Raw genomic sequence first — 26,858 nt, forward strand, 5'->3', positions numbered from 1 at the left:
ATTCGCCCGCCCCTATTGTCATCGGGCAGGTAAACGCCTGCGGATGCAGGCTAAGTCTGCAGACTGGAAAGAAATTTCGGGTCGATTCTTGCCAACGCATTACCTCAACACGCTTGAGAAACCGCGTCAAACCCGCCATCCTGCCTATAAAATCAATCGACTCATCCGGGGGTTTCTGTTGCCCGGTTGTGCAATCTTTACTTTGAACGAGGCGCCAACATGTCCCTTGCATTTAAGAAGCCAGCACTCCGCCCACGCGGCTATTTCAGGGCACTCGGCGTTTCTGCCGCTTTGTTTGCATGTTCCAGCCTGCCTCAGATAGCGGTCGCGCAGGATCAGGGCGATGCCCCTGCGCCCAAGGTGTCGATCGCCGCAGCTTATACCGAAGAGATCACCGATCAGGCCACCTTCATTGGACGGGCCGAGGCAATCGACAAGGTCGATATCATCGCGCGCGTCAGTGGATTCCTGGACAGCCAGAACGTCGACGATGGCTCTCCGGTGAATGAGGATGACCTGCTGTTCACGATCGAACCGGATCTTTACGAAGCCACGCTTGAGGCACGTAAAGCCGATCTGGATCGGGCGCAGGCAAACCTTGAACTGGCCAAAGTCGATCTCGCCCGCAAGGAAGAGCTGTACAAGCGCGACGCTACACCGGAATCAGAACGTGACATTGCCCGAGCCAATGAACTGGTCGCCGAGGCCGAGGTCAAAGCCGCCAATGCAGCGATCCAACAGGCCGAGCTTGATCTGAGCTACACACAGATCCACGCCCCGTTTTCGGGCCGCATCGGCCGCGTGGAAACCAGTGTCGGTGATGTTGTGGGCCCCAACAATCCGCCGCTTGTCACCCTGGTCAGCGAAGCCCCCATCTATGTGAATTTTTCGTTGAATGAAAAGCAGTTCACGTCGGTTCTTGAACAATTTGGTGAAGACCCGGCCACGCTAGCTGAAAGCAGCCAAAGCCCGAATGTTCATGTGACTCTGCCGAATGGTACTGAGCTGGATGAAACCGGCGAAATCATTTTTGTCGACAACCGCATTGATCCACTGACCGGCGCCATTACGATCACGGCTCAATTCGACAATGCCAAGCGTCTGCTCGTTGATGGTGCCTTCGTGAACGTTCAGATCGAAGCGCTTGAGCCGACGCTGCAGGTATTGATCCCTCAAGCAGCGCTGCAGCGTGATCAGCGCGGCGAATTCGTTCTGGTCGTCAATGACAAGCAGATGGTTGAACAGCGCTACATCACAACCGGAGATACCGTGGACTCGGCGATTATCGTCACAGATGGCCTGCGCGAAGGCGAAAGCGTCATCGTCGAAGGCCTGCAACGCGTGCGCCCCGGCGTCGCCGTTGATGCAGTCGTCGCGTCCGAGCAGCCGGAGAATAACTGATGTTCTCAGCCCTGTTTATCAGCCGGCCCAAGCTGGCGCTTGTCATTTCGCTGGTCCTGACCATTTTGGGCGGGATCGGTTATCTGGTTCTGCCGGTTGCGCAGTTTCCCGATATCACGCCGCCGGTGGTCAGCGTAACGGCCACCTATACAGGTGCAAATGCCGAAACCGTGGAAAACACCGTGGCCGCCCCGATCGAGGCGCAGGTCAACGGTGTGGACGACATGATCTACATGACGTCGACCTCATCGGATAACGGCTCGTATTCGTTGAACGTTACGTTCGAGGTGGGCACCGACCCCGATATCGCCTCGGTCAACGTACAGAACCGTGTGGCACAGGCGATGGCATCGCTGCCGTCCGAAGTGACTTCATCCGGTGTTGTCACGCAAAAAGCGTCAACCAACATGTTGTTGCTGGTCACGCTGACCTCGCCCAATGGCACATATGACAGTGTGTTCCTGTCGAACTATGCCTCAATCAACTTGAAAGACGCTCTGGCGCGAGTTCAGGGCGTGGGTAAAGCGGATGTTCTGACCAATCTGGAATACGCCATGCGGATCTGGATGGATCCGGACAAGATGGCCGCGCTGTCAATCACTCCGGGTGATGTGATCAATGCCATCCGCGAACAGAATATCGAAGTCTCTGCGGGCTCAATCGGGTCGCCTCCTGTGCCTGAAGGACAAACCTTTCAGTACACGATCAAGACCAAAGGCCGCCTGACCTCGGCCGATGAATTCGGAGATATTGTAATCCGTACAGGCGAAGCCGGTGCGATTGTGCGCGTCAAAGACATTGCGCGGGTTGAATTGGGGGCGCAGTTCTATTCCGCCTCGGGCTATTTCGAAAGCGTTCCTGCGACCGTTATCGGCATCTATCAGGCCCCCGGCGCAAACGCCCTTGCGGTATCCGAACGTGTTGAGGCTGAACTTGAGCGCCTGTCACGGTCCTTTCCCACAGATGTCGAATACGATGTTCCATTCAATACGACGGATTTCGTGGAACAGTCGCTCAATGACGTGGTCTCGACCCTCATCCTGACATTCATATTGGTGATCACAGTTGTGTTCATCTTCCTTGGCAGTTGGCGGGCGACGATCATTCCTGCAGTGGCAATTCCGGTCTCATTGATCGGGACATTTGCATTCTTGCTGGCCTTTGGCATGTCGCTGAACACAATCTCTCTGTTCGCGCTCGTGCTGGCCATCGGGATCGTTGTGGATGACGCCATCGTTGTGGTGGAAAACGTCGAGCGTATCATCGCCGACGAAGGCCTATCCCCTGCCGAAGCGACCCGCAAAGCCATGGGTCAGATCACCGGCCCCGTGATCGCAACCACGTTGGTACTGCTGGCCGTGTTCGTGCCGGTGACGTTCATGCCCGGCATATCCGGGCGATTGTATTCGCAGTTTGCCGTCACGATCTCGACCGCTGTTGTGATCTCGTCGATCAACGCTCTGACGCTTTCACCGGCCCTTTGCGGGCTGGTGCTGCGGGCGCGTTCAGGACCGCCCAAGGGGCTGCTGGCCGTGTTCGAGGGATTTATCGGCGGCATGCGCAGCGGCTATGTCGCCATTGTGCGGAAGCTACTGATCCTGCCGGTCATTTCGCTTGGGATCATCGCGGCCTTCGCGGCAGGCACCGGGACCATTATGGGCAACACGTCCAAAGGGTTCATTCCGCTGGAAGACAACGGATATCTGTTCGTCGATATCCAGCTTCCCGATGCGGCGACGCTTGAACGGACCGAGGCGGTTTCTGCGCGGATCGATGAACAGATTCAACAGATCTCCGGCGTATCCAGCACCGTTCTGGTCAATGGGTTCTCACTGTTGAACGGGACCACTACCAATGGCGCAGCCATCTTTGTCAACCTGACCAACTGGGAAGAGCGGCAGGAACCCGAGCTCAGCGCGGATGCGATCCTGAACCAGGTTCTGGCGATTGCATATGGTGAGTCTGCCGCATCGATTGTTGCGTTCAACCCGCCACCCATTCAGGGCCTTGGTATGTCTGCAGGGGTTGAAATGGAAGTGCAGCAGACCGGTGGCGGCTCGCCGCAGGATCTGGCCTCGGCCGTTGGGTCGTATGTCTATGCCGCAAACCAGCGTCCTGAGATCGCGCAGGCCTACACCACCTTCCGCGCGAACGTGCCGCAATTGTTTGTCGATCTGGATCGGGAAAAGGCCAAAACCCTGCAAGTCTCGGTGGCCGAGATTTTCCAGACCATGCAAGCGCAGCTTGGCTCGTATTACGTGAATGACTTCAACCTGTTTGGTCGTGTCTATCGCGTAATGATCCAGGCCGAAGGGTCATACCGGAATAAGGTCGATGATATCTCGGAGCTTTATGTACGTTCCACCAAAGGTGAGATGGTACCGCTTGGCACGCTGATCGATATCGAGAACGTGCTGGGTCCGGTCCTGCTAAAGCGGCATAACCTGTTCCGCTCGGCCACTGTAACAGCGGTTCCGGCACCGGGGCTCTCCACCGGGGACGCCATCAATGTCATGACCGAGGAGTCGGCGACCGCCCTGCCCCCCGGCTATGCCTATGAATGGACCGGAACGGCGCAGCAGCAGCTGGCCTCGGGCGGTCTGGTCGTGGTGATCCTTGGGTTGGCGATCCTGTTTGGGTACCTGTTCCTTGTCGGCCAATATGAAAGTTGGACGATGCCCGTTTCGATCCTAATGTCGGTGACCGTGGCCTTGTTCGGTGCCGTCGCAGCGGTGGCAATCGTTGGCAGCGACATCAACCTCTACACGCAGATCGGGATGATCATGCTTGTCGGGCTTGCGTCAAAGAACGGGATTCTGATCGTCGAATTCGCGATGGAGCAAAGGGCCAAGGGGCTGTCAATCAAGGAGGCCGCGGCCGAAGCCGCATATCAGCGTTTCCGCGCTGTGATGATGACCGCCCTGTCCTTCCTTTTGGGCGTGGTTCCCCTGCTGGCCGCGAACGGGGCCGGAGCTGCCAGCCAGAAGGCCATCGGCGTTGCCGTGTTCGGCGGTATGCTGGCAGCCACTCTGTTCGGGGTCATTCTGGTTCCCGTCCTGTACGCTGTGATGCAGAGCCTGCGCGAGTGGGTCAAAGGCAGCAAGAACGATCCGGAACCGTCAGAGGAAGCTGCGTAGGGCCGGCATTGAAATCGAAATACGCTCCGCACATCTGCGGGGCGTTTCTTTTTTTGCACGGATCAACCGATCGGCGCGCTAGTCAGTTAACCGTTTGGCCATCCAGTCGTCTATCCGGCCGATCTGCTCGAGGCTGAGCCTTAGACCCAGCTTATTGCGCCGCCACACGACATCCTGAGCGGTGCGCGCGTATTCCTTGTCCATCAGCCAAACCAGTTCCGCCTCGGTCAACGTCGCGCCAAAATCGTCACCCAGATCGCTCTGATCCTTTGCCGGACCCAGAAGGTCCCAGGTCTCGGTGCCATAGGCCCGGATCAATCGACGGGCCCAAAAATCGGTCAGGAACGGGTACTCCGCTATCAATTTTCCGATCAAATCCTGCACGCCGTCGACCGGAAAATCCCCGCCGGGTAATGGGACGCCTGCGGTCCATGGTCCGCCAATATCCGGGAAATGCTCTCCAATCTTCTCCAGCGCGCTTTCCGCGAGGCGTCTGTAGGTGGTGATTTTACCACCAAAGACATTCAACACCGGAGCCCCGCTCTCGGCATCAACTTTCAGCGTGTAATCGCGGGTAGCCGCCGTGGCACTGCTTGCGCCGTCATCATATAGCGGACGGACGCCTGAATAGGTCCAGACAATATCTTCACGGGTAACGGGCTTCGCGAAGTAATTCGATGCGAAAGCGCACAGATACTCCTGCTCGGCCTCGGTACAAACCGGAGGATCGGAGGGGTCAGAATGATCCTGATCCGTGGTTCCGATCAAGGTAAAATCCTGCTCGTACGGGATCGCAAAGATGATGCGCCCGTCTTCGCCCTGAAAGAAATAGCACTTGTCATGGTCATACAGCTTGGGTGTCACGATATGGCTGCCACGCACCAGACGGACGCCTTCTCGGGAATTGACCCGGATCTTGGTCTGGATGATGTCACCTACCCAAGGTCCGCCCGCATTGATCAACATCTTCGCAAGGACGGTTTCGGTCTTGCCGCTATCCCGATCCCGGATCGTGACTTGCCACACTTGATCGATCCGCTCAGCCGAAAGAACTTCGGTCCTGACCATGATCTTGGCCCCGCGTGCCTCGGCATCACGGGCGTTCAGGACCACCAGCCGCGAATCCTCGACCCAGCAGTCCGAGTATTCATAGGCGGTTTCAAATTTGTCTTGCAGCGGAGCCCCCTCGGGTGCCGCGCGCAGGTTCAGCGAACGTGTGCCCGGCAGGATTTTACGACCGCCCAGATTGTCGTACAGAAACAGGCCAAGCCGGATCAGCCAGGCCGGACGCCGCCCGCGCATCCATGGCATCACCGTACTGAGCAACCGTGAGGTCGGCGTTTCAGAGTCAAAACGCATATCGGCGTGATAGGGCAGCACGAAACGCATGGGCCAACTGATATGGGGCATAGCGCGCAGTAAGGTCTCGCGTTCGACCAGCGCTTCACGCACCAAACGAAATTCAAAAAATTCCAGGTACCGTAGCCCGCCATGAAACAGTTTGGTCGAGGCTGACGACGTCGCCGAGGCCAGATCGTTCATTTCAGCCAAGGTGACCGATAGGCCCCGACCTGCCGCATCACGTGCGATACCGCACCCATTTATACCCCCGCCGATCACAAAAAGATCGGTAACTTGGCTGCTGTCCGATGACATATCCAATTGATTCCCCAACGTGGCAGTTTCAAGCGCATTAGCAGTATGATGGTTCGTATCGTCAACTTTATTTTTCGATAATGTTCGTTTTTAGCTGAAACAACAGCATTAATAAGTGCAACTAACGAATTCCCTTGCTTAACCGCAAAATTAGAACAAAAACGAAAACACCGGAACTCAGGACCGCCCATGTCACTATCATTTCGTCAATCGGACATTCTTTTAGTCGCCGAGCAAGAGGGCCGCGTTACTGTCGAAGGGCTGGCCGAGCGTTTTCAGGTGACGGTTCAAACCATTCGCCGTGACCTGACTGAACTGTCAGAAGCTGGTAAGTTGGATCGGGTTCACGGGGGTGCCGTTCTGCGTTCTGGCGTGTCTAATATTGGATACGAAGACCGGCGCGCCCTGAACCATGAAGCCAAGACACGCATCGCTGAACGCTGCGCGGCCGACATCCCCGAGGGCAGCTCGATCTTTATGAACATAGGCACCTCGACCGAGGCCGTTGCCCGCCAATTGCTGAAACACAAAAACCTAATGGTCGTGACCAACAATATGAACGTCGCCAATATCCTGGCCGATAACCCCGATTGCCAGATCGTCGTTGCAGGCGGTGTGCTGCGCAGATCAGATAGTGGGTTGGTCGGGAATCTTGCGGTCGCGACCATCCGCCAGTTCAAATTCGATCACGCGATTATCGGCTGTTCCGCATTGGATGCGGATGGGGATCTAATGGATTTCGATCTCCAAGAAGTACTGGTCAGTCAAACCATCATTGAACAAGCCCGGCAGATCAGCCTTGTAGCGGATGCTTCAAAGTTTCAGCGCACCGCGCCCGCACGCATCGCCTCATTATCCGATGTTGATATGGTTTATACCGATCTACCGCTACCCGGCGACCTCCATCAGAAGTGCATAGACTGGAACACCAAAATTATTGAATGCTGATGCATCCTTCCGATCAGCCAGAAAGTGATTGATTAGCTGGACAACAGCGCCCGAGGATGGAACAGTTTCCAACAACAGGAGGCGCGAGCATGGGACTTTTGGGGCAGCCGCTGGGCTACTATGACTATCTGACATTTGTGGCACTTATCTTGCTGCTGGCAGCGGTGATGGCGTTGTTTCTATTCATAATGGGCCTGCCCGGACGTATCGCGATCAAACGCAATCACCCCCATGCCGAAGCGGTCAAGATCATGGGATGGATGGGATTTTTGGCGATTGTCCCTTGGGTGCATGCCTTTATCTGGGCGTTTCACGACGGCGTCACCGTCGACATGCGCCGCGGCCCTGATGAAGAAAGCAAGGCCATAAGGGATGAAATCAAGCGTCTGGGCGGTACAGTCAAACCGGAATACCAGGACCCACTTGATACCGACGAAACAAAGCAAGCCTAAGGCCAAAGGAATTCAGCACTCATGTTCGTCGCCCTAGGCATCACGCTTTTCTACATTATTTTTGTCTGGTTCATCTTCTTCAAGGTGCAATGGCTGAAATTCAACATCATGTGGGGGATCGTCTCATTCTGGGTCGGCGCTCATCTGCTGCTGATCTTTTTGGTCGCGCTGCGCTTCTTTCAACCCTTTTCCGTCGACAGCCACGTCGTGCGCTCCACCATCCAGATCGTCCCGCGTCTGACTCAGCCCACAATCCTGTCCGAGGTTTTGGTCGAGCCCAACACCTGGGTCACTAAGGGCGATCCGCTGTATAAGTTCGACGACACGGTGTTTTCGCTGGCCGTGGACAAGGCGAATGCACAGCTGGTGGCGGCGCAGCAAAACGCGAAGATCCTTGAACAGGATGTCATCGCCGCTGGTGAAGCGGTCGAACGCGCAAACGCGCAGTTGGCCTATGCGCTGACCGAACAAGCGCGATACGAGAATCTCGTTCCCGCCGGAGGTGCCCGTCAGGATGAACTAGACCGCTGGAACGAACAGGTCGCGGAAGATCAGGCGAAGATTAAGGAAGCTCAGGCCAATTTGGAAAAGGCCAACCTTGCGCTGGATTCGCAGATCGACGGCGTGAATACGGGCATTATTGAGGCTGAGGCGCAGCTGGCCGAGGCCGAGTATTTTCTCGACAACACAACGATCTATGCCCCCGAAAATGGCATGATCGTTTCGCAACAGGCCCGCCCGGGGATGGTTGTGGGGGAAATTCGTCTGGGTGCCATTGCCAGCTTTGTCACCGAAGAAGACCCCTATATTCTAGCCACCTTCCGCCAGCAGAACCTGAAATTTGTCGAGGTCGGCCAACCAGTCGAAGTTGCTCTGGACCTCTATCCCGGAGAAATTCTGACCGGCAAAGTTGAGGCGGTCTGGTGGGCCACACGTCAGGGCCAATACTTGCCCTCAGGCCGCCTGCCCGGCTTTGAGCTACCAAAACTGCCCGGTCGGATCGCCGTTCAGATCTCGGTCGATGTGCCTGAGGGGCATACTTTTCCTGCAGGTGGCCACGCTGCGGTGGCGATTTACACCGGCATGGGAAAAAGCTTTGAATTTCTGAGGCGCATCAACATTCGCCTCTATTCCTTCGCCAACTTCATCCGGCCACTGGATATCTGAGGATGCGTACGATGACACTCCGCCGGTTGTTAGGCACTGCCCTTTGCGCCGCTACCCTCACCGCCTGTACGCCGGTGGGGCCTGATTTTGTGCGCCCCAGCTCTCCGGTCGTGAAGCAATGGATGGAGGTCAACAACCCCAGCGCGGGCCAGAGCGGCCTGACCTCGCGCAGCGCCCCGGTTGTGCGCTGGTGGGAGACATTCAACGACCCGACGCTGAACAAACTGATCGCAGAAGCCTATGCGCAGAACCTGACCTTACAGGTTGCAGGTGCCCGCGTACTTCAGGCCCGCGCACAACTTGGTATCGCATTCGGAGAGCTCTACCCGCAATCGCAGGCCGTGGGCGGTTCGCTCCAACGCCGACAGATCAGCGACAATCTTGGGCCGATTTCGGACATTCGGCGAATCATTCCCTTGGACACCGAATTCTCGACTTCGCAAGTTGGGTTTGATGCGCAATGGGAACTGGACGTATGGGGCCAGCAACGTCGCGGCGTACAAGCCGCGCGATCGAACCTGGCACTGCAGGTTGCTAATTATGACGACGCTTTGGTCACGCTGACTGGCGATGTTGCGGCGCTTTATATCAACATCCGTTCGTTGCAAGAGGCTCTGCGCATCGCGCGGGAAAACATCACGATTCAGCAGGCATCGGCAGACCTCACTCAGCTGCGCTTTAACAACGGCGTTACAACCGAGTTGGATGTGCAGGAATCGACTGCCCTGCTCAACAACACCAAGGCACTCGTGCCCGAGTTGGAAAGCGATATCCAACAAGCCAAGAACGCACTGGCGGTTCTGTTGGGCAAAACCCCTTCCCAGATGACTGGCTTGATCGGAAACTCGGGTCGCATTCCAACAGGGCGCAGCAACGTAGCTGTGGGAGTCCCTGCCGAATTGCTACGGCGGCGGCCTGACGTCCGCGCCGCCGAATTGGCGGCAGCCACCCAATCGGCGCAGGTGGGGATCGCGTTGGCTGATCTCTATCCACAATTCATCCTGTCGGGCGCGATCGGTTTGCAGGCCTCGGGTGGGCGCGATCTGTTCAGCACCAACAGCGCCACAGGATTGGCTAGCGCAGGCGTTGTCTGGAATGTCCTGAACTATGGCCGCATCAAGAACAACGTCCGCGCGCAGGATGCCGCCTATCAAGCGTTGATCGCCAACTATCAGAATACCGTTCTGACCGCGTATTCCGAGGTCGAAAGCGCGATGGTTGCTTACGCACAGGCGCGCAAACAGGTCACCTTTTATCAGCGCAGCGTCGAAGCTTCGCACAAGGCGGCTGAAATCGCGGTCGATCAGTACCGAGACGGCATCGCCAGCTATTCGCGTATCCTGAACACGCAGACCGCGCTATTACGATCGCAGGCGAACCTGATCGAGGCCCGGCAGGAGGTCTCTTCGAATCTGGTCGCGATCTACAAAGGTCTGGGTGGTGGTTGGCAGATTCGGCAGAATCAGGAATTCCTACCCGAGACGGTGCTGGCCGAGATGGCCTATCGCACCGATTGGGGTGATCTGTTGGAGAAAACGCCAACACGCGCCAGCTTGAACTGAGGCCTATTTCGTCAACCCGCGCAGGCCACCCGAGATCAGGATGTTAACTTCGTAGAGGATACGTGGCGCGGCCAACCCGCCGGGGCTGGCCAGATAGTTGGGGCTCCATTCCGGATCGAATTTCTGCTTGAAGGCGCGCAGGCCTTCGAAGTGGTAGAATTGTTCGCCATGTTCATAAACGAACCCACCGATCCGATTCCAAAGCGAGGCCAGCTGCCGGTTTTCGATCCCTGAAAATGGCGCTGCGCCCAGTGAGAACCAGTGGAATCCCTGCTCGGACCCCCAGACCATCATCTCAGCAAACAGCGCATCCATGACAAAGCTGGGGCTGTCCGGTTCATAACGCATCAAATCCAGAGACAGTTCGGATTTGTTTCCGCCTTGAAACAGGTTCGCAAAGGCCATGATCTTGCCCGTCTCATCCCGCAGAACCGCATGGTCGAAATAAGAAAGGTAGGCATCATCAAAGCCGCCCAAGGCAAAACCCTTTTCCTCACCTGCCTTTTGCGCCAACCAATCGTCCGAGATCTGACGAAGTTCGGGCAACACCGTTGCAAGCTGTTCTTTGGGGATAATTTCGAACTTGTACCCCTCACGCTCAGCCCTGTTCTTCGCCTGCCGGAACCGTTTGCGCGATTTTCCGTCCAGCGAGAAATTCTGCAGCGGTACGCGGGCCACTTCTCCGATCTTCAGGATCGACAGGCCCAGGTCCAGGAATGTCGGCAGATATTTGGTCGATACACTGTAAAACGCACAAAGCTTGCCTTCGCGATCGGCCATTTCTCGCAATTGCCAGATCAGTTGCTGCCCCGCTTGCTCATCACCCACAGGCTCTCCTTTGGTGATCAGCGCATTGCCAGTATCGGCATAGGCAAGGAATGCGGTTTCGTCAGGCGAGATCAGGAATTGCTTATCACCCGTCAGTGAAATCTGAGATTCGGTGTCTTCGCTCTCCATCACGAGACGTTCGACAACTTCGGGGATTTCAGTCCTAACCGGCGCGGGGATTTCACGGCCGAACAGCGAGTTCACCGCCACGATGCCAACGATCACGGCCACCACGAGGCTGGACCGCAGGAATCGCGAGGCATCTCCACTCCAGGCAAAGTCCCACCACAGCGCGTTTTGATATTCGACATGGGAATAAGCGAACAATCCAATCCAGAAAATCACCGCCAGCAACGCGACGACGCTGACCAGCCAAGGGATATTTAGCCGAAAGATAGATGCACCGCTTACCCGGTAAAACGCACCCCGAAACATCGCCAAAAGGCCAATCGTGAACAGCAATGAAAGGGCTTCATGCGTATCAAGCCCTTTGGCGAGCGAGGCGAAGAAACCCGCCACCATCAAAAGCATGGCAACAACCCATGCCCGATAGAGCTTGCGGAATAGGCCACGTGAGACAAGTAGCAGTAGGACACCCACGGCGCTGCCTGCAAGATGAGATGCCTCGACAAATGACAAAGGCAAAACCTCTCGCAGTACGCCAAGGTTCTGCGTACTGGAAGGCAAAGCCCCTGAAACCAACAGGATAACTCCTGCCACAGCCGCGACGCCGGCAGCCACCATCGGGACAATGGGGCGAATTGCGCGATAGACCCAAGTGACCGCGCCCCCGATGCGATGGCGCTGTGTCAGAACCGACGCGACCGCAATCGACAGGCTGGCGATGGCAAACGGAAGGAACGTATAGACCAGTCGGTAGAGCAGAAGCGCAGCGATCACATCAGACCGGCCCGACGCCCCTAGACCAGCGATCAGAGTGGCTTCGAACACACCGATTCCTCCCGGTGCATGGCTAAGGATACCCACCGCTATTGCGCCTATATAGACCGCGAAGAAATACGGGTAGCCAACCCCCAGATCGTCCGGCATGAGCACATACAGCGCCATTGAAGCGCCGAACAGATCGCCTACCGCCGCGATTGTCAGCAGACTTGCCAGCTTGCCGCCCGGCAGGTTGAACCCAAACCCACCATAGGCCAATCGCCGCCCTCCGCTTGAAAGCCAGACAAACAAGACCGCAAGCCCCGCCAACATGCTCAGACCGATCACAGTCTCCGTCGTTTCACTGATCGGCAGGACCTTGGAAATGCCATCCGGGTGTATTGTAAGCAACAGGCCCAAAAGCAGGATCAGTCCCATCCAGAACGCCACCCAAGAAGTCGCGATCACCCCGGCCACGCGGCCAAGATCAAGCCCCAGCGACGCATAGATACGGTATCGGATCGCGGTGCCGGTGATATAGGAGAATCCCAGGCAGTTCGATACCGCATAGCCGCTTGCACCGGCCATCCCCGCAACGGGCAGAGGCACTTTTCCATCGGCGACGCTCTGCACGGCAAGCACATCGTAGAACGAAAGCGACAGAAAACTGAAAGCCGTCCAGCACATCGCAAAAAACATGAATTTCCATGGTTTCGCTGCGATATCGCTTTGGATATCTGACCATTTCACATGCGCAGAGAGGTCATGCAGAACCGCAAGCGCGATTCCTGTAATCAGCAACGGAACCGCAATCTTGACCAGCGGCTTTTCCAACAGCCCTGTCACATACTCGGCCAGACGTACGGCGCGTGTCTCTTCCGTTGTCGGCTGTGTCGTCATTCCGTTCGCCCCTGCCCCGCGATCCTCAGATCAGTGTCAATTCAAAGCTTTGCACGATTTTCCCATCCGGCAAAGGGCCTTGGGCAACGCGTCACGAACGGCCCTTGCGTGTCGAGAGCAACAGATTGGTCTCAGATCGTGTGACACCCTCCATCCGACGGATCTGGAACAGGACTTCATCAAGCTCATCCAGTGTATCGGTTCCGATCTCTGCGATCAGATCCCAACTTCCATTGGTTGAGTGCACCGCCCGAACCTGACGCATCGCAGCGATCCGCGATCTGATCCGCTCGGTCCCGCGGCCTGCGATCTCAAGCATCATCAATCCACGAACAGGGCTTTCCGATACGCCCTGCCGTGTCACAACGGTAAAGCCGACGATTTCGCCAGACTGCTGAAGCCGCTTTAGTCGGCTGCGCACGGTTGTTCGGGTCACCCCGAGCAGTTCAGCCAGTTCCGACAACGATGCCCGAGCATCTCTGTGCAGTGCGTTCAATAAGCGATTGTCCAGTTCGTCCATGCGTGATTACCAAATCGGAATTTGCCAATTCACTTTGACCAATTTGATCTCTTTTCTCAACTCATATCGTATCGATAGATAGACTTATGAGCAAAATGAACATCATTCTCGCCGGAGCGCCGATGGATGCCGGCAAACACCGCCAAGGCTGTCGGATGGGTCCAGATGCCTATCGGGTCGCGGGTCTCGCCCAAGCGCTGTCAGATCTCGGGCATTCTGTGTCGGACATCGGTGACACGCGACCAGATGCCGTCTACATTTCGGAAGACACCCATCTGTTCTCTTTACCGGAATGCGTTGGCTGGACACAGGCGCTAAGCCGCACGGCTCAGGAAGCCGCGCTTGAAGGCCTTCCTATCTTCATGGGCGGTGATCACGCCCTGTCGATGGGCACGGTGGCAGGAATGGCGGCACATGCAGACCGTATCGGGCGCCCTCTTTTCGTGCTCTGGTTAGATGCACACAGTGATTTCCATACGCCCAGCAGTACGGCCAGCGGTAATTTGCATGGAACGCCGGTCGCTTATTTCACTGGCCAGTCAGGCTTTGACGCCTTTCCACCGCTGATATCGCCGATCCCAACGGATCGCGTCGGTATGATCGGTCTGCGCTCGGTCGATCCCGCCGAACGTGCGGCGTTGGAAAAAGATCACGCGATGCTGGCCGATATGCGTAGCATCGACGAGCACGGGATCAAGGCACCCCTACTGGCCTTCCTTGATAAAGTACGCGCAGCAAACGGCATCCTGCATGTCTCGCTGGATGTAGATTTCCTTGACCCGTCGATCGCACCAGCCGTCGGCACCACTGTCCCCGGCGGTGCCACCGAACGTGAGGCCCATCTGGTCATGGAATTGCTGCATGAAAGCGGTCTCGTTTGTTCGCTGGATCTAGTTGAACTGAACCCATTCCTGGATGAGCGCGGCCGAACCGCAAAACTGATGGTCGATCTTGCAGCCTCGCTTATGGGTCGTCGCATCTTCGATCGCCCAACCCGGAGCTTCTGATGATTTCTCTTCAATCTCCTTCAGCTGTCGTGATGGTGCGCCCGCACGCATTTGCGTCGAATCCTGAAACCCGCGACGACAATGCATTTCAAACACTGGCAAATCGATCTGCTGCAGCGACGTCTGCTACCGCGCGGGATGAGCATGACAAAGCAGTAGAACAGCTTCGCGCTGCTGGTGTGACCGTTCATGTGTTTGACGACGAAGGCGAACGTGACACACCCGACAGCGTGTTCCCAAACAACTGGTTTTCGACCCATCCAGGCGGTCATGTCGCTGTTTATCCGATGTTCGTTCCATCGCGCAGACGCGAAAGACGCTCAGATGTAATTGAGTTACTGAAGCGGGAATATCGAGTGCAAGACGTCATCGACTATTCCGGCCTCGAACAGGACGACCTCGCGCTTGAGGGCACTGGCGCAATGGTTCTGGATCACGTGGGCCGTATTGCCTACACTGTTCGATCCAACCGCGCCGATCCGGTGTTGTTGGAGCGTTTCTGTACGCATTTCAACTATGAGCCGATTGCCTTTGATGCAAAGGACGCTGAAGGCCGTGATGTCTATCACACCAATGTCCTGATGGGGATCGGCACGCACTACGCCCTTATCTGTTTGGACATGATTTCCAACCCAGAACGTCGGGCAACAGTTCGGGCACGGCTTGAGGAATCTGGCCGTACTGTCATCGATCTGTCCCATGAGCAGATTGCAGATTTTGCAGGAAACGCGATTGAGCTTAGTGGCAATGATGGTCTTGTCCTGGCGTTGTCTAGCCGAGCGCTACAGGCTCTTACACCTGCTCAAGTCGCGATCATCGAAGCCAGTGCAACTCCACTGCCGCTCTCGGTTCCCACAATTGAAACAGCCGGTGGATCCGTACGTTGTATGATCGCTGGTATCCATCTTTCCCGCCGATAGGAGTCTTTGATGCAACCTTCTGATAAGGCCCTCGTGCCATTTGTATCCGTCGACAACATGATGCGTCTGGTCCATCACATCGGGGTCGAACAGATGATCACGCAGATTGCCGCGCAGATCGAATCCGATTTTAAACGCTGGGAGAGCTTTGACAAAACGCCCCGCATCCCGGCCCACTCACCACATGGGGTGATCGAACTGATGCCAACCTCGGATGGTGAGGCGTACGGGTTCAAATACGTCAATGGGCATCCCAAAAATACGTCTGAGGGCCTGCAGACCGTGACCGCGTTTGGCCTGCTGGCTGATGTCTATACCGGTTACCCGACATTGTTGACCGAAATGACGATGTTGACTGCTTTGCGGACAGCGGCAACCTCTGCGCTGGTCGGCAAATATCTCGCGCCCAAATCCGCAACGACGATGGCGATGATTGGAAACGGCGCGCAATCCGAGTTCCAGTGCCTCGCCTTCAAAGCCATGTGCGGGATCGACACGGTCAGGCTCTACGACACCGACCCGAACGCGACGGCGAAATGTGCAGCCAATCTGCAGGGCAAAGGGCTGACGGTCCTGCCCTGCAAAACGCCGGAGGACGCAATCGAAGGCGCTCAGATCATAACGACCTGCACCGCTGACAAGAAATACGCCACCATCCTGACCGACAACATGGTCGGCCCCGGTGTGCACATCAACGCGATTGGCGGTGATTGCCCCGGCAAGACCGAACTGCACCGCGATATTCTGTTGCGCTCGGAGATCTTTGTAGAATACCCCGAGCAAACGCGGATCGAAGGTGAAATTCAAGCTCTGGAGAATGATCACCCTGTCACCGAGATGTGGGAAGTTATGACCGGACAAGCCAAAGGCCGCACCGATGATCGACAGATCACGTTGTTCGACAGTGTCGGCTTCGCGATCGAGGACTTCTCGGCACTACGTTACATCAAAAGCGCGATTGAAGGCACTGATTTCTATGAGCCATTGGACATGCTCGCAGACCCAGACGACCCGCGGGATCTGTTCGGGATGTTGATGCGGGCAGGATAAAGAACCCGCACTTCTAAAACTGTGCCCCGGCCTTTGGCCGGGGCTTTTTCTTATCCCGCAAGCGATGGCAGGTAGAGAACAATCCCTGGAAAGGCCACCAGCAGTGCGATGGTCAGAGCATCGGCAATGAAGAACGGCGTTACACCTTTGAAGACATCCTGAACACTAAGATCGGGCCTCACGCCTGCGACAACAAAACAGTTTAGACCAATAGGAGGTGTGATCAGGCAGAACTCGGCCATTTTGACCACCAAGATACCAAACCAGATCGCACACATCGGCCCGGACATACCAAAGGCGCTGTCTGCTGCGTTGACGGCCTCGCCTCCGTTCAGGGCCATAACGGCGGGATACACAACCGGAAGTGTCAAAAGCAACATACCGATCGCATCCATGAACATGCCCAGCACTGCGTAGGCCAGCAGGATGCAAATGAGGATCAACATAGGCGACATTTCGAGCGAAGTGATCCAGTCGGAAAACGCCCCCGGCAGATCTGCGAAACCAAGAAAGCGCACGTAGATCAAAACACCCCAAATAATCGCGAAAATCATGGCGGTCAGTTTGGCGGTTTCAAGCAAGGCCGATTTGAATTCAGGCCAGCGCATGCCGTGGATCAGGGCAAAGCAGAACACGATGAAGGCCCCGATGGCCCCGCCCTCGGTCGGGGTGCCCCAGGCCTTGTCGCCGAAAGGGTTGTAAACAAAGCAGATAATGATGAGGATCACCGCCACAATGGGCAGTGCGCCCGGAAGAGCAGCAAATCGTTGTTTCCAGGTAAACCCGGTGACCGGCGGTCCGACGGACTTGAAGATCACGGCGATACCGACGATCAGCAAGCCATAGATCACCGCCGAAAACGCGCCAGGGATGAAGCCTGCGAGCAGCAGTTTTCCCACATCCTGCTCGACAATGATGGCGTAAATCACAAGGATCGCGGATGGGGGGATTAGCGAGGCCAAGGTCCCGCCAGCGGCAACCACACCGGCGGCGAAACGTTTATTATACCCGACGGCCAGCATTTCAGGGATGGCGATGCGCGCAAAGACGGCTGATGTGGCGACCGATGCACCTGATACGGCGGCGAAACCGGCGGTCGCAAAAATCGTTGAAACCGCCAACCCGCCAGGCACCCATGCCACCCAGCGTTTTGCCGCCTCAAACAAGGCGCGGGTCAGGCCAGCGTAGTAGGCTAGATAGCCGATCAGGATGAATGTTGGGATCAGGCTCAGCGTATGAGACGCCACCTTGGAATGTGGCACCTGGCCAGCCGTTTTGACGGCCACCGTCAGTGCCTTACCAAACCGCTCGGGATCATACCCAAACTTTGCCCAGAATATCCAAACAAGGCCAACCAACCCTGCCAGACCTGCAGCAAATGCCACCCGCATGCCAGTGACGACAAGAACCAACAGTCCGGCAGTGACCCAAAGGCCGATATCAATCGTGTCCATGGGTCAGTTACGTCCTTCGAATTGTTCGGCCTCGGCTGCAGCCTGTGCGGCGGCATCCTGTATCAGCGGTACGGCCACCGGTGCCTCGAGCCCCAGCATGAAGGCGCGTCCATAGCCCCAGACCTGCAAGATTAGCCGGGCGCACAGCACCGAAAAAGCAACGGGTGCCAGCAGCTTGGCTGGCCAAATAGGAATCCCGATATCAATTGAGCTGTCGCGACTCCACATCGGAGCGCCGAAGTCAAAGGACCGGTCAAAGTGGGACCAACTACCCCAAACAAGCGCCAGCATCAGCAGCAGTATCAACAGAACCGAGATCAGCTCGAACAACCACAGCGCCCGCCCTTTCAGACGCGAGATAACGATATCCATTCGGATATGCCCGCCATCACGTTGCACAAACGAGATACCCAGAAACGCGATCAGGGGCATCGCCTGTTCAATCCAGTCAACATATCCGGGCAAAGGCGCGTTTAAGGCGTTTCGGCCGCTGACTGACACAACAGCCAGCACCATGAGCCCGAAAACCGCGAAACCGCTGATCAGCGCCATAAAACGCTCTAGACGTAACAAACGGTGATCCAACCGGCTTAGAAGACTGCCATCCTCAAGCACCGTGGCATGTCCTGCCATCTCAGCATTCCTTTGATTGAAGGAGATGCCGGGTGCCTAATGACACCCGGCTGTGGCGATCAGTTACCGCCGCGCTGCTGTTGCAGCGTCGATTGCACAAGATCATAAAGATCCTGCGCAGGCAGACCCTGGGCGGTCATGTCTTCGATCCACTTCGCGCGAATAGGATCAGCGGCTTTGGCGCGAAACTCCTCAAGCACGGCATCGTCAATCTCGACCTTTTCAACGCCTTTCTCTGCCAGCACGCCATCCCACTTTTCAAGCAGTCCACCGTAGTTGGCCAGATAGTGATCGATAGCCTCATTAATCGAGCTGTCCAGCGCTTCGCGATGTTCGGCTGGCAGCGCTTCATAAGCGTCGATATTCACCACCACCGGACAGTTTACCGTTCCAGGATTCAGATTGGCCGTCCACCAGTCAGCTTCGTTGATCGTCCCGAATGACAAATGCGCATGCTGAGCGAAAGCCACGGTATCGACCACGCCAGATTCCATCGCATTGTAGGCTTCGGTCGCAGGCACGGACGTAGGTACGCCACCAACTGCTTCAAATGCTTGCCCCAAACCGCCAGTTGCGCGTACGCGCATACCGTCGAACTCGGCAAGCTCATCACGAGGGTCACCGGTACCAACAAGATTATATTGAGGCATCGGTGAAGTCATGATGATGCGCGCGTTCCACTGCGCCATCTCGTCCTTGACTGCTGGATGATCGTAGACTGCGTGGCTGACGGCCACCTCTTCATCCAATGTGTTTACGCCAAGGAAGGGCAGTTCCAAAACGGTGATCGCGCGGTTCTTATCGCGGTGATAGCCCGCACAGAACTGCGCCATCTCGAACGCGCCAATCTCGATTCCATCCAGGTTTTCCTTGGGCTTCGACAATCCGCCATAGCTAACATTGATGGTGAAATCGCCGCCGGTTTTTTCGTTCACCAGTTCAGCCAGTTTCTCAACATGCTCGGTAAATGCGCGGCGCTTACCCCAGACCGAGGCATTCCATTCGGTCGCGGCTGCTTCGGTGACAAACGCCACACTCAGGGCGGCAAAAGCCGCACCGCTCAACATCTTTTTCATAGTGGTATCTCCCTTAGTTGCGCCCCCTATCGGGATGCTTGTTTGTGAAGCTAGCGCCAAGTCTAGAAGCTGCCAACCCCTGCGAGGAGAAGTGGTGTTATCGCCACCAGACTTCGAGATTAAAGTGAAGCTATCGGCCAAAGCCCCAGACACATGCCAATGAGCACTTAGGTCATTACAGCTATCTTGCTGATTTAAGGTGTATATTACGCACAATTTCAGAATTATTTACAATGTTAGTGCCGAAAATGAAATTTCTTTACAAAGAAATCCAAGGATTATGGCAATTTATTTATTTCTTTTCTGATCCCCGTATTATTCAACTTGGGGAGGAACCGGATCGACATTGCCTAATCGGCTGGCAAAATCGGTCCCATGTAATCCAGTCCAGAGGGAGGAGCCTCAAAGATGACTACCGCTGCCCAGGCAGATGCCAAGACATATCCGCCATCCGCAGAAACTGTCGCCCGTGCGCATGTCGACGCCGACAAATACGCAGATATGTACGCTGCGTCGATCAACAACCCCGAAGCATTCTGGGATGAGCAAGGCAAGCGCGTTGACTGGATCAAGCCTTATACTCAGGTCAAAGACGTCAGCTATGATTTTGGTTCGGTTGGTATCAACTGGTATGCGGACGGCACGCTAAACGTCTCGGCCAACTGTCTTGACCGTCATTTGAATACGCGCAGCGATCAGACCGCGATCATCTGGGAACCGGATGATCCAAACGACGAAGCTCAGCACATTACCTACGCCGAATTGCACCGTCGCACCTGTCGCATGGCCAATATTCTCGAATCGATGGGCGTGCGCAAAGGTGACCGCGTTGTGATCTATCTGCCGATGATCCCAGAAGCAGCCTATGCGATGCTGGCTTGTGCACGGATCGGAGCAATCCATTCGATTGTATTTGCTGGGTTTTCACCCGATGCGTTGGCAGCCCGAGTCAACGGATGTGATGCCAAGGTCGTCATCACTGCCGATGAGGCACCACGTGGTGGCCGAAAGACTCCGCTGAAGTCCAACGCAGACGCGGCCCTGCTGCACTGCAAAGACAGCGTGAAATGTCTGGTGGTCAAACGCACCGGTGGGCAGACCACTTGGATTGATGGCCGCGACTATGATTACAACGAAATGGCGCTTGAAGCGGATGACTATTGCGCACCCACCGAGATGAATGCCGAAGATCCGCTGTTCATTCTCTATACTTCCGGTTCGACCGGTCAGCCCAAAGGTGTCGTCCATACGACCGGCGGTTATCTGGTCTATGCCGCGATGACGCATGAGATCACATTCGACTACCATGAAAGCGACGTTTACTGGTGCACCGCCGATGTCGGCTGGGTCACCGGCCACAGCTATATCGTCTATGGCCCGCTGGCCAACGGAGCGACCACACTGATGTTCGAAGGCGTGCCGACCTATCCGGATGCATCACGCTTCTGGCAGGTGTGCGAAAAGCACAAGGTGAACCAGTTCTACACCGCTCCGACGGCAATTCGCGCTCTGATGGGTCAGGGTACCGAGTTCGTCGAGAAATGCGACCTGAGCGATCTCCGGACGCTGGGCACAGTCGGCGAGCCGATCAACCCGGAAGCCTGGAACTGGTACAATGAAGTTGTTGGCAAAGGCAAATGCCCGATTGTTGACACCTGGTGGCAGACCGAAACCGGCGGTCACCTGATGACCCCCCTGCCCGGTGCGCATGCGATGAAGCCGGGCTCGGCGATGAAACCGTTCTTCGGCATCCAGCCGGTGGTTTTGGACCCGCAATCCGGTGTTGAGATCGAGGGAAATGGCGTTGAGGGTGTTCTGTGCATCAAAGACAGCTGGCCCGGTCAGATGCGCACCGTCTGGGGCGATCATGAGCGGTTCGAGAAGACCTATTTCTCGGACTACAAAGGCTACTACTTCACCGGCGATGGCTGCCGTCGCGATGAGGATGGCGATTACTGGATCACTGGCCGCGTCGATGATGTAATCAACGTCTCCGGCCACCGGATGGGCACGGCCGAGGTGGAAAGCGCGCTGGTCGCCCATGCCGCCGTCGCCGAGGCCGCTGTGGTTGGTTACCCCCATGAAATCAAAGGGCAAGGCATCTATTGCTATGTCACTTTGATGAATGACCGCGAGCCGTCAGATGAGTTGCTGAAAGAGCTGCGCACCTGGGTCCGGACCGAGATCGGCCCGATTGCCTCGCCTGATGTGATCCAGTGGGCCCCCGGCCTGCCCAAGACTCGCTCGGGCAAGATCATGCGCCGAATTCTGCGCAAGATTGCCGAGAACGACTTTGGTTCGCTTGGCGATACGTCGACCCTGGCCGATCCGTCAGTGGTCGAAGACCTGATCGAAAACCGGGCAAACAAGTGAGGATGTGATGGACGCTGCCACGACCATATCCCCCGCTGTTCTGATCCTTCTCGGCCCTCCGGGCGCCGGGAAGGGTACGCAGGCTCGTATGCTTGAAGAGAAGTTCGGGCTTGTACAACTCAGCACCGGTGATCTGCTGCGCGACGCGGTCGCCGCAGGTACCGAGGCTGGTAATGCTGCCAAAGCGGTCATGGAGGCGGGCGATCTTGTTAGCGACGGCATCGTCATCGCGATCCTTCGCGACCGCATGGCGGAACCGGACTGCGCCAAGGGCGTCATACTGGATGGTTTCCCCCGGACCACAGTCCAGGCCGAGGCTCTTGATGGTCTGCTCGCGTCTTCAGATCAGAAGATCAACGCGGCCATCAGCCTTGAAGTTGAAGACGCCGAGATGGTGACGCGGATTTCTGGCCGCTACACCTGCGCCGGATGCGGTGAGGGCTATCACGACTCGTACAAGCAGCCCGTCGAAGACGGCAAATGCGACAAGTGCGGTCACACAGAATTCAAGCGCCGCGCCGATGACAATGCCGAGACGGTTGCCTCACGGCTTGCTGCCTACCACGCGCAAACCGCACCGCTGATTGACTACTATCAAGCCCAAGGTGTGCTGAAAGGCATCGATGCCATGGGTCAGATCGACGACATCGCGCAAGACCTTCAAGGGATTGTCGGCGAGGTCATGAAATAAGGGGAGGAGATAAGCCCTAGGGCTTTGATCCTAAATCAGAATACTTCAATGGACCCGCCTTGGCGGACCAGAGAAGTTATGCCTGACGTCACGGGGCGTTTGGCACAACCGAGAAGCGGCCCACCGCACTGGAGGAGTTGGGCAATGGGCCGCCAATGAGGGAAGCGAAGGAGGAACCCGCGATGGCGGATCATTCAACAAACTCCGCGCAGACTGCCGAAGCCGACAAGGGCTATTGGCAGGCCAACCTGCGCCTCATCTACATCAGCCTCGCGATTTGGGCGCTGGTGTCGTTTGGATTCGGCATTCTGCTGCGTCCGCTGCTGTCCGGCATCGCCGTTGGCGGTACAGATCTGGGCTTTTGGTTCGCTCAGCAAGGATCGATCCTGGTCTTTCTGGTGCTGATCTTCAACTACGCCTGGCGCATGAACAAGCTCGACGCTGAGCACGGCGTGGACGAGGAGTAATCGGCATGGATCAGTTTACCATCAACCTGCTGTTTGTGGGCGCGTCTTTTGCGCTTTACATCGGCATCGCGATCTGGGCCCGTGCGGGTTCCACATCGGAATTCTATGCCGCCGGTCGCGGCGTTCACCCGGTCACCAACGGTATGGCGACAGCAGCGGACTGGATGTCTGCGGCCTCGTTCATCTCGATGGCGGGCCTGATTGCCTTTACCGGCTATGACAACTCGACCTTCCTGATGGGTTGGACCGGTGGCTACGTGCTGCTGGCTCTGCTGCTTGCGCCCTACCTGCGTAAGTTCGGCAAGTTCACCGTGTCGGAATTCATCGGCGACCGTTTCTACAGCCAGACCGCACGTATCGTTGCTGTGATCTGTCTGATCGTTGCGTCGGTGACCTACGTGATCGGTCAGATGACCGGTGTTGGCGTGGCCTTTGGCCGCTTCCTCGAAGTGTCCAACACTACAGGTCTGCTGATCGGCGCCGGCGTTGTGTTTGCCTACGCAGTGTTTGGTGGGATGAAGGGCGTGACCTACACTCAGGTCGCTCAGTACTGCGTGCTGATCACCGCTTATACCATCCCGGCCATCTTTATCTCGCTGCAGTTGACCGGCACGCCTGTTCCGGCGCTGGGTCTGTTTGGTGACACCGCCAGCGGTGAACCCCTGCTGACCAAGCTGGACGCCATCGTGACCGAGCTGGGCTTCAACGACTACACGGCCCACCACTCGAACACGCTGAACATGGTGCTGTTCACCTTGTCGCTGATGATCGGTACAGCTGGTCTGCCGCACGTCATCATGCGCTTCTTCACCGTTCCCAAAGTGTCTGACGCACGTTGGTCGGCAGGCTGGGCGCTGGTCTTCATCGCTCTGCTGTACCTGACGGCTCCTGCTGTTGGTGCAATGGCGCGCCTGAACATCACCGACATGATGTGGCCCAATGGTGGCATCGAAGGTGGCGCTGTTTCGGTTGAGGAAATCGACAATGATCCGCGTTACGACTGGATGGCCACTTGGCAGAAAACCGGTCTGCTGGATTGGGAAGACAAGAACGGCGACGGCAAGATCCAGTACTACAACGACAAATCCGAGGCGATGACTGCAATCGCCGAAGAAAAAGGCTGGGTCGGTAACGAGCTGACCAAGTTCAACCGCGACATCCTGGTTCTGGCCAATCCTGAGATTGCCAACTTGCCAGGTTGGGTGATTGGTCTGGTCGCTGCTGGTGGTCTTGCGGCTGCTCTGTCAACCGCTGCGGGCCTGCTGCTGGCGATCTCGTCGGCTGTGTCCCATGACCTTGTCAAAGGTGCAATCAACCCGTCGATCTCTGAAAAGGGTGAACTTCTGGCGGCACGGATTGCAATGGCTGTAGCCATCGTCGTTGCAACCTACCTGGGTCTCAACCCTCCAGGCTTTGCGGCACAAACCGTGGCCTTGGCCTTCGGTCTGGCGGCTGCCTCGATCTTCCCGGCGCTGATGATGGGGATCTTCTCGACCCGCATCAACAACACCGGCGCGGTTGCAGGTATGCTGGCTGGTCTGACCGTAACCCTGGTCTACATCTTCCTGCACAAGGGCTGGCTGTTCATTCCGGGCACCAACTCGTTCACCGATGCTGACCCGCTGCTGGGTCCGATCAAGTCGACCTCGTTCGGCGCCATCGGTGCGATGATCAACTTCGGCGTTGCCTACGTCGTTGCCGGTATGACCAAAGAGACTCCGCAGGAGATCAAAGATATGGTCGAAAGCATTCGCATTCCCCGTGGTGCGGGCGCAGCTCAGGATCACTGAGTGTGATGCGGTCGGCGGCTCTTGTCTTCGATCGCATCTTTCGACTTACTGTTCCCGCCCGGCACACCACCGGGCGGGATTTTTTATTCGGAACTCCGGAGAGCGTAAATGCCCCTGTCCCATGACGAAATCACCCGGTTTCTGAAGTCTGTACACCCCTATGACTCGTTGCCCCATGATGCTTTGGACGATCTGGCCAAGCAGATCGAAGTGCGCGAAGTCGATGCCGATGGCAGCATTTACCAGTTGGGCAACGCTCTGCCCGGCGTATTTGTGATCTATGAAGGACAGGTAGAAATTACCGATGAAAACGGCGCTGTCGTCTCGCATCTGGGATTGCGCAATTCTTTTGGTGAGCGGGGATTGCTGAAGGACGGCAAAGCCGCCACACATGCGCGCGCGCACACGCCGTCAGTGTTGATCGTGTTGCCGCCAGACCTTGTGAAAAACCTGATCGAAGGTCACGATGTGGTGTCCAAGTTCTTTAACCGTTCACGCGGTGGGCGGAGCGGACCGCAAAGCCTGGCTACCAGTGCAATTGACGTGCTGATGGCTCGTGACCCTGCCACCTGCCCGCCCGATACTCCGGTTCAAAACGCCGCGCAGATCATGCGCGACCGCCACATCTCATCGCTTTGCGTGACCGAAGGGGACAGATTGTTGGGTATCGCAACCCTCCGCGATATTTCCGGCAAATACGTCGCCGAGGCGATGCCCGCTGACACCGCGGTTTCGGCGATCATGACCGCCGATCCAATCATTCTTGCCCCGACAGATATCGGCTCGGACGTATTACACGTGATGATGGAACGTGGCATCGGTCATATTCCAATTTCCGAGGCCGGTAAGCTGGTCGGAATCGTAACCCAAACCGATCTCACCCGCTATCAGGCGGTCAATTCTGCCGAGTTGGTAGGACGAATTGCCCGCGCCGACAGCCCGCAAGAGATGGCTCAAGTCACCGCTGAGATACCACAACTGCTGGTCCAACTCGTCGCGGGTGGCAACCGGCACGAGATCGTTACACGGCTGATCACCGACATCGCAGACACTGCGACGCGGCGGTTGCTGGCACTGGCTGAGGCTGAACTGGGTGCGCCGCCAGTGCCCTACTTGTGGCTTGCTTGCGGCTCGCAAGGACGGCAGGAACAGACCGGAGTTTCTGATCAGGACAATTGCCTGATGCTTGATGACAGTGTGGCAGACGGTGATATGGCCTACTTCGCTGCGCTGGCCAAATTCGTCTCAGACGGGCTGGATACCTGCGGTTATTTCTATTGCCCCGGTGACATGATGGCGACCAACCCTCGCTGGTGCCAGCCCGTGCGTGTCTGGCGCGAGTATTTCAATGGCTGGATCGCCAAACCCAACCCTGAGGCGCAAATGCTGGCCTCGGTGATGTTTGACCTGCGGCCCATCGGAGGGTCCTTCGATCTGTTCACCGACCTGCAGGCCGATACGCTGGCGGCAGCCAATGCGAATTCGATCTTTGTCGCGCATATGATTTCGAACTCACTGAAACACACGCCTCCTCTGGGCCTGCTGCGTGGATTCGCCACCATACGTTCGGGTGAGCATCGCAATACGCTCGACCTCAAGCATAATGGCGTGGTGCCTGTCGTGGATCTGGCACGCATCTACAGCCTGCAGGGACAATTAACCGAAGCGAACACCCGCGCCCGTCTTAGCGCCGCCGAGGCTGCGGGTGTGCTCAGCGCGTCTGGCGCACGCGATTTACTGGACGCATATGACCTGATCGCTGAGACCCGATTGGAACATCAAGTGCGTCTGGTCAAATCCGGGGATGCACCAGACAATTACCTGCCACCCGCTGAATTGTCGGACTTTGAGCGAAGTCATCTCCGCGATGCCTTTGTCGTGGTAAAAACCATGCAATCAGCGGTTGGCCATGGCAAAGGAATGCTGGGTTAAGAAACTGGAAAT

The 26,858-nt window shown here is 56.7% G+C and carries 20 protein-coding genes; 14 read left to right on the forward strand and 6 right to left on the reverse strand.

Going from position 1 to position 26,858, the window contains the following annotated elements:
• Nucleotides 1-219 precede the first annotated feature (219 nt).
• Both ACR0DE_RS12700 and ACR0DE_RS12705 read left to right on the forward strand, forming a co-directional pair.
• Nucleotides 220-1,401, forward strand: coding sequence for an efflux RND transporter periplasmic adaptor subunit (locus ACR0DE_RS12700; RefSeq protein WP_170393332.1), 1,182 nt, complete (start codon nucleotides 220-222; stop codon nucleotides 1,399-1,401).
• Nucleotides 1,401-4,538 (forward strand): efflux RND transporter permease subunit, encoded by a 3,138-nt coding sequence (locus ACR0DE_RS12705; RefSeq protein WP_170626018.1) that lies wholly within the window; start codon nucleotides 1,401-1,403, stop codon nucleotides 4,536-4,538. The genes ACR0DE_RS12700 and ACR0DE_RS12705 overlap by 1 nt, the downstream gene beginning before the upstream one ends.
• 78 nt (nucleotides 4,539-4,616) lie before the next feature.
• Here the strand turns inward: ACR0DE_RS12705 and glpD are convergent, their stop codons facing one another.
• Complete coding sequence (gene glpD / locus ACR0DE_RS12710) at nucleotides 4,617-6,194, reverse strand: glycerol-3-phosphate dehydrogenase (RefSeq protein WP_480753797.1); 1,578 nt, start codon at nucleotides 6,192-6,194, stop codon at nucleotides 4,617-4,619.
• Nucleotides 6,195-6,383: 189 nt separating this feature from the next.
• On the opposite strand from glpD, the gene ACR0DE_RS12715 reads away from it, so the two are divergent.
• The 4 genes from ACR0DE_RS12715 to ACR0DE_RS12730 all read left to right on the forward strand — a co-directional run bounded on the left by ACR0DE_RS12715 (nucleotide 6,384) and on the right by ACR0DE_RS12730 (nucleotide 10,323).
• A complete protein-coding gene (locus ACR0DE_RS12715) occupies nucleotides 6,384-7,142 on the forward strand; it encodes a DeoR/GlpR family DNA-binding transcription regulator (protein ID WP_170801108.1) in 759 nt (252 codons plus the stop codon).
• 89 nt (nucleotides 7,143-7,231) lie between these two features.
• Nucleotides 7,232-7,594 (forward strand): DUF3302 domain-containing protein, encoded by a 363-nt coding sequence (locus ACR0DE_RS12720; RefSeq protein WP_480753496.1) that lies wholly within the window; start codon nucleotides 7,232-7,234, stop codon nucleotides 7,592-7,594.
• A 21-nt stretch (nucleotides 7,595-7,615) separates the two neighbouring features.
• Nucleotides 7,616-8,761, forward strand: coding sequence for an HlyD family secretion protein (locus ACR0DE_RS12725; RefSeq protein WP_170393337.1), 1,146 nt, complete (start codon nucleotides 7,616-7,618; stop codon nucleotides 8,759-8,761).
• 11 nt (nucleotides 8,762-8,772) lie between these two features.
• Entirely contained in the window at nucleotides 8,773-10,323 is a 1,551-nt protein-coding gene (locus tag ACR0DE_RS12730; protein WP_480753498.1) for an efflux transporter outer membrane subunit, read from the forward strand.
• A 3-nt stretch (nucleotides 10,324-10,326) separates the two neighbouring features.
• Here ACR0DE_RS12730 and mprF read toward each other — a convergent pair whose 3' ends face one another.
• Together mprF and ACR0DE_RS12740 are read right to left on the reverse strand one after the other, a co-directional pair.
• On the reverse strand, nucleotides 10,327-12,933 hold the full coding sequence (gene mprF, locus ACR0DE_RS12735) for a bifunctional lysylphosphatidylglycerol flippase/synthetase MprF (RefSeq protein ID WP_480753500.1): 2,607 nt from the start codon (nucleotides 12,931-12,933) through the stop codon (nucleotides 10,327-10,329).
• A 91-nt stretch (nucleotides 12,934-13,024) separates the two neighbouring features.
• The gene (locus ACR0DE_RS12740) at nucleotides 13,025-13,453 is read right to left on the reverse strand and encodes an Lrp/AsnC family transcriptional regulator (RefSeq protein WP_170393340.1); all 429 of its coding nucleotides are present in this window, start codon (nucleotides 13,451-13,453) and stop codon (nucleotides 13,025-13,027) included.
• An 86-nt stretch (nucleotides 13,454-13,539) separates the two neighbouring features.
• Here ACR0DE_RS12740 and rocF point away from each other — a divergent pair, with 86 nt between their 5' ends.
• Genes rocF through ACR0DE_RS12755 form a run of 3 tightly spaced genes read left to right on the forward strand, consistent with a single transcriptional unit; the run spans nucleotide 13,540 to nucleotide 16,430 of the window.
• A complete protein-coding gene (gene rocF / locus ACR0DE_RS12745; RefSeq protein WP_170735233.1) occupies nucleotides 13,540-14,460 on the forward strand; it encodes an arginase in 921 nt (306 codons plus the stop codon).
• Nucleotides 14,460-15,380 carry a citrulline utilization hydrolase CtlX gene (gene ctlX / locus ACR0DE_RS12750; protein WP_480753503.1) on the forward strand — a complete coding sequence of 307 codons (921 nt, stop codon included), beginning with the start codon at nucleotides 14,460-14,462 and terminating at the stop codon, nucleotides 15,378-15,380. Before rocF ends, ctlX begins: the two co-directional genes overlap by 1 nt.
• 6 nt (nucleotides 15,381-15,386) lie before the next feature.
• On the forward strand, nucleotides 15,387-16,430 hold the full coding sequence (locus ACR0DE_RS12755; RefSeq protein WP_480753505.1) for an ornithine cyclodeaminase: 1,044 nt from the start codon (nucleotides 15,387-15,389) through the stop codon (nucleotides 16,428-16,430).
• A gap of 50 nt (nucleotides 16,431-16,480) precedes the next feature.
• Here ACR0DE_RS12755 and ACR0DE_RS12760 read toward each other — a convergent pair whose 3' ends face one another.
• The 3 genes from ACR0DE_RS12760 to ACR0DE_RS12770 are packed head-to-tail and all read right to left on the reverse strand — an operon-like array spanning nucleotide 16,481 to nucleotide 19,593.
• Nucleotides 16,481-17,884 (reverse strand): TRAP transporter large permease, encoded by a 1,404-nt coding sequence (locus tag ACR0DE_RS12760; RefSeq protein WP_480753508.1) that lies wholly within the window; start codon nucleotides 17,882-17,884, stop codon nucleotides 16,481-16,483.
• A 3-nt stretch (nucleotides 17,885-17,887) separates the two neighbouring features.
• A complete protein-coding gene (locus ACR0DE_RS12765) occupies nucleotides 17,888-18,517 on the reverse strand; it encodes a TRAP transporter small permease subunit (RefSeq protein ID WP_170393345.1) in 630 nt (209 codons plus the stop codon).
• 59 nt (nucleotides 18,518-18,576) lie between these two features.
• Entirely contained in the window at nucleotides 18,577-19,593 is a 1,017-nt protein-coding gene (locus tag ACR0DE_RS12770; RefSeq protein WP_170393346.1) for a C4-dicarboxylate TRAP transporter substrate-binding protein, read from the reverse strand.
• Between the two features lie 408 nt (nucleotides 19,594-20,001).
• Here ACR0DE_RS12770 and acs point away from each other — a divergent pair, with 408 nt between their 5' ends.
• From acs to ACR0DE_RS12795, 5 genes are all read left to right on the forward strand, one after another.
• Nucleotides 20,002-21,966, forward strand: a complete 1,965-nt coding sequence (acs, locus tag ACR0DE_RS12775; RefSeq protein WP_480753510.1) for an acetate--CoA ligase — start codon at nucleotides 20,002-20,004, stop codon at nucleotides 21,964-21,966.
• A gap of 7 nt (nucleotides 21,967-21,973) precedes the next feature.
• On the forward strand, nucleotides 21,974-22,657 hold the full coding sequence (locus tag ACR0DE_RS12780; RefSeq protein ID WP_170563131.1) for an adenylate kinase: 684 nt from the start codon (nucleotides 21,974-21,976) through the stop codon (nucleotides 22,655-22,657).
• Between the two features lie 182 nt (nucleotides 22,658-22,839).
• A complete protein-coding gene (locus ACR0DE_RS12785; protein WP_010439512.1) occupies nucleotides 22,840-23,124 on the forward strand; it encodes a DUF4212 domain-containing protein in 285 nt (94 codons plus the stop codon).
• A gap of 5 nt (nucleotides 23,125-23,129) precedes the next feature.
• On the forward strand, nucleotides 23,130-24,914 hold the full coding sequence (locus ACR0DE_RS12790; protein ID WP_170393349.1) for a sodium:solute symporter family protein: 1,785 nt from the start codon (nucleotides 23,130-23,132) through the stop codon (nucleotides 24,912-24,914).
• Nucleotides 24,915-25,022: 108 nt separating this feature from the next.
• On the forward strand, nucleotides 25,023-26,846 hold the full coding sequence (locus ACR0DE_RS12795) for a DUF294 nucleotidyltransferase-like domain-containing protein (RefSeq protein ID WP_170405191.1): 1,824 nt from the start codon (nucleotides 25,023-25,025) through the stop codon (nucleotides 26,844-26,846).
• Nucleotides 26,847-26,858 lie beyond the last annotated feature (12 nt).

The sequence above is a fragment of the Ruegeria sp. C10 genome, from assembly GCF_056537805.1.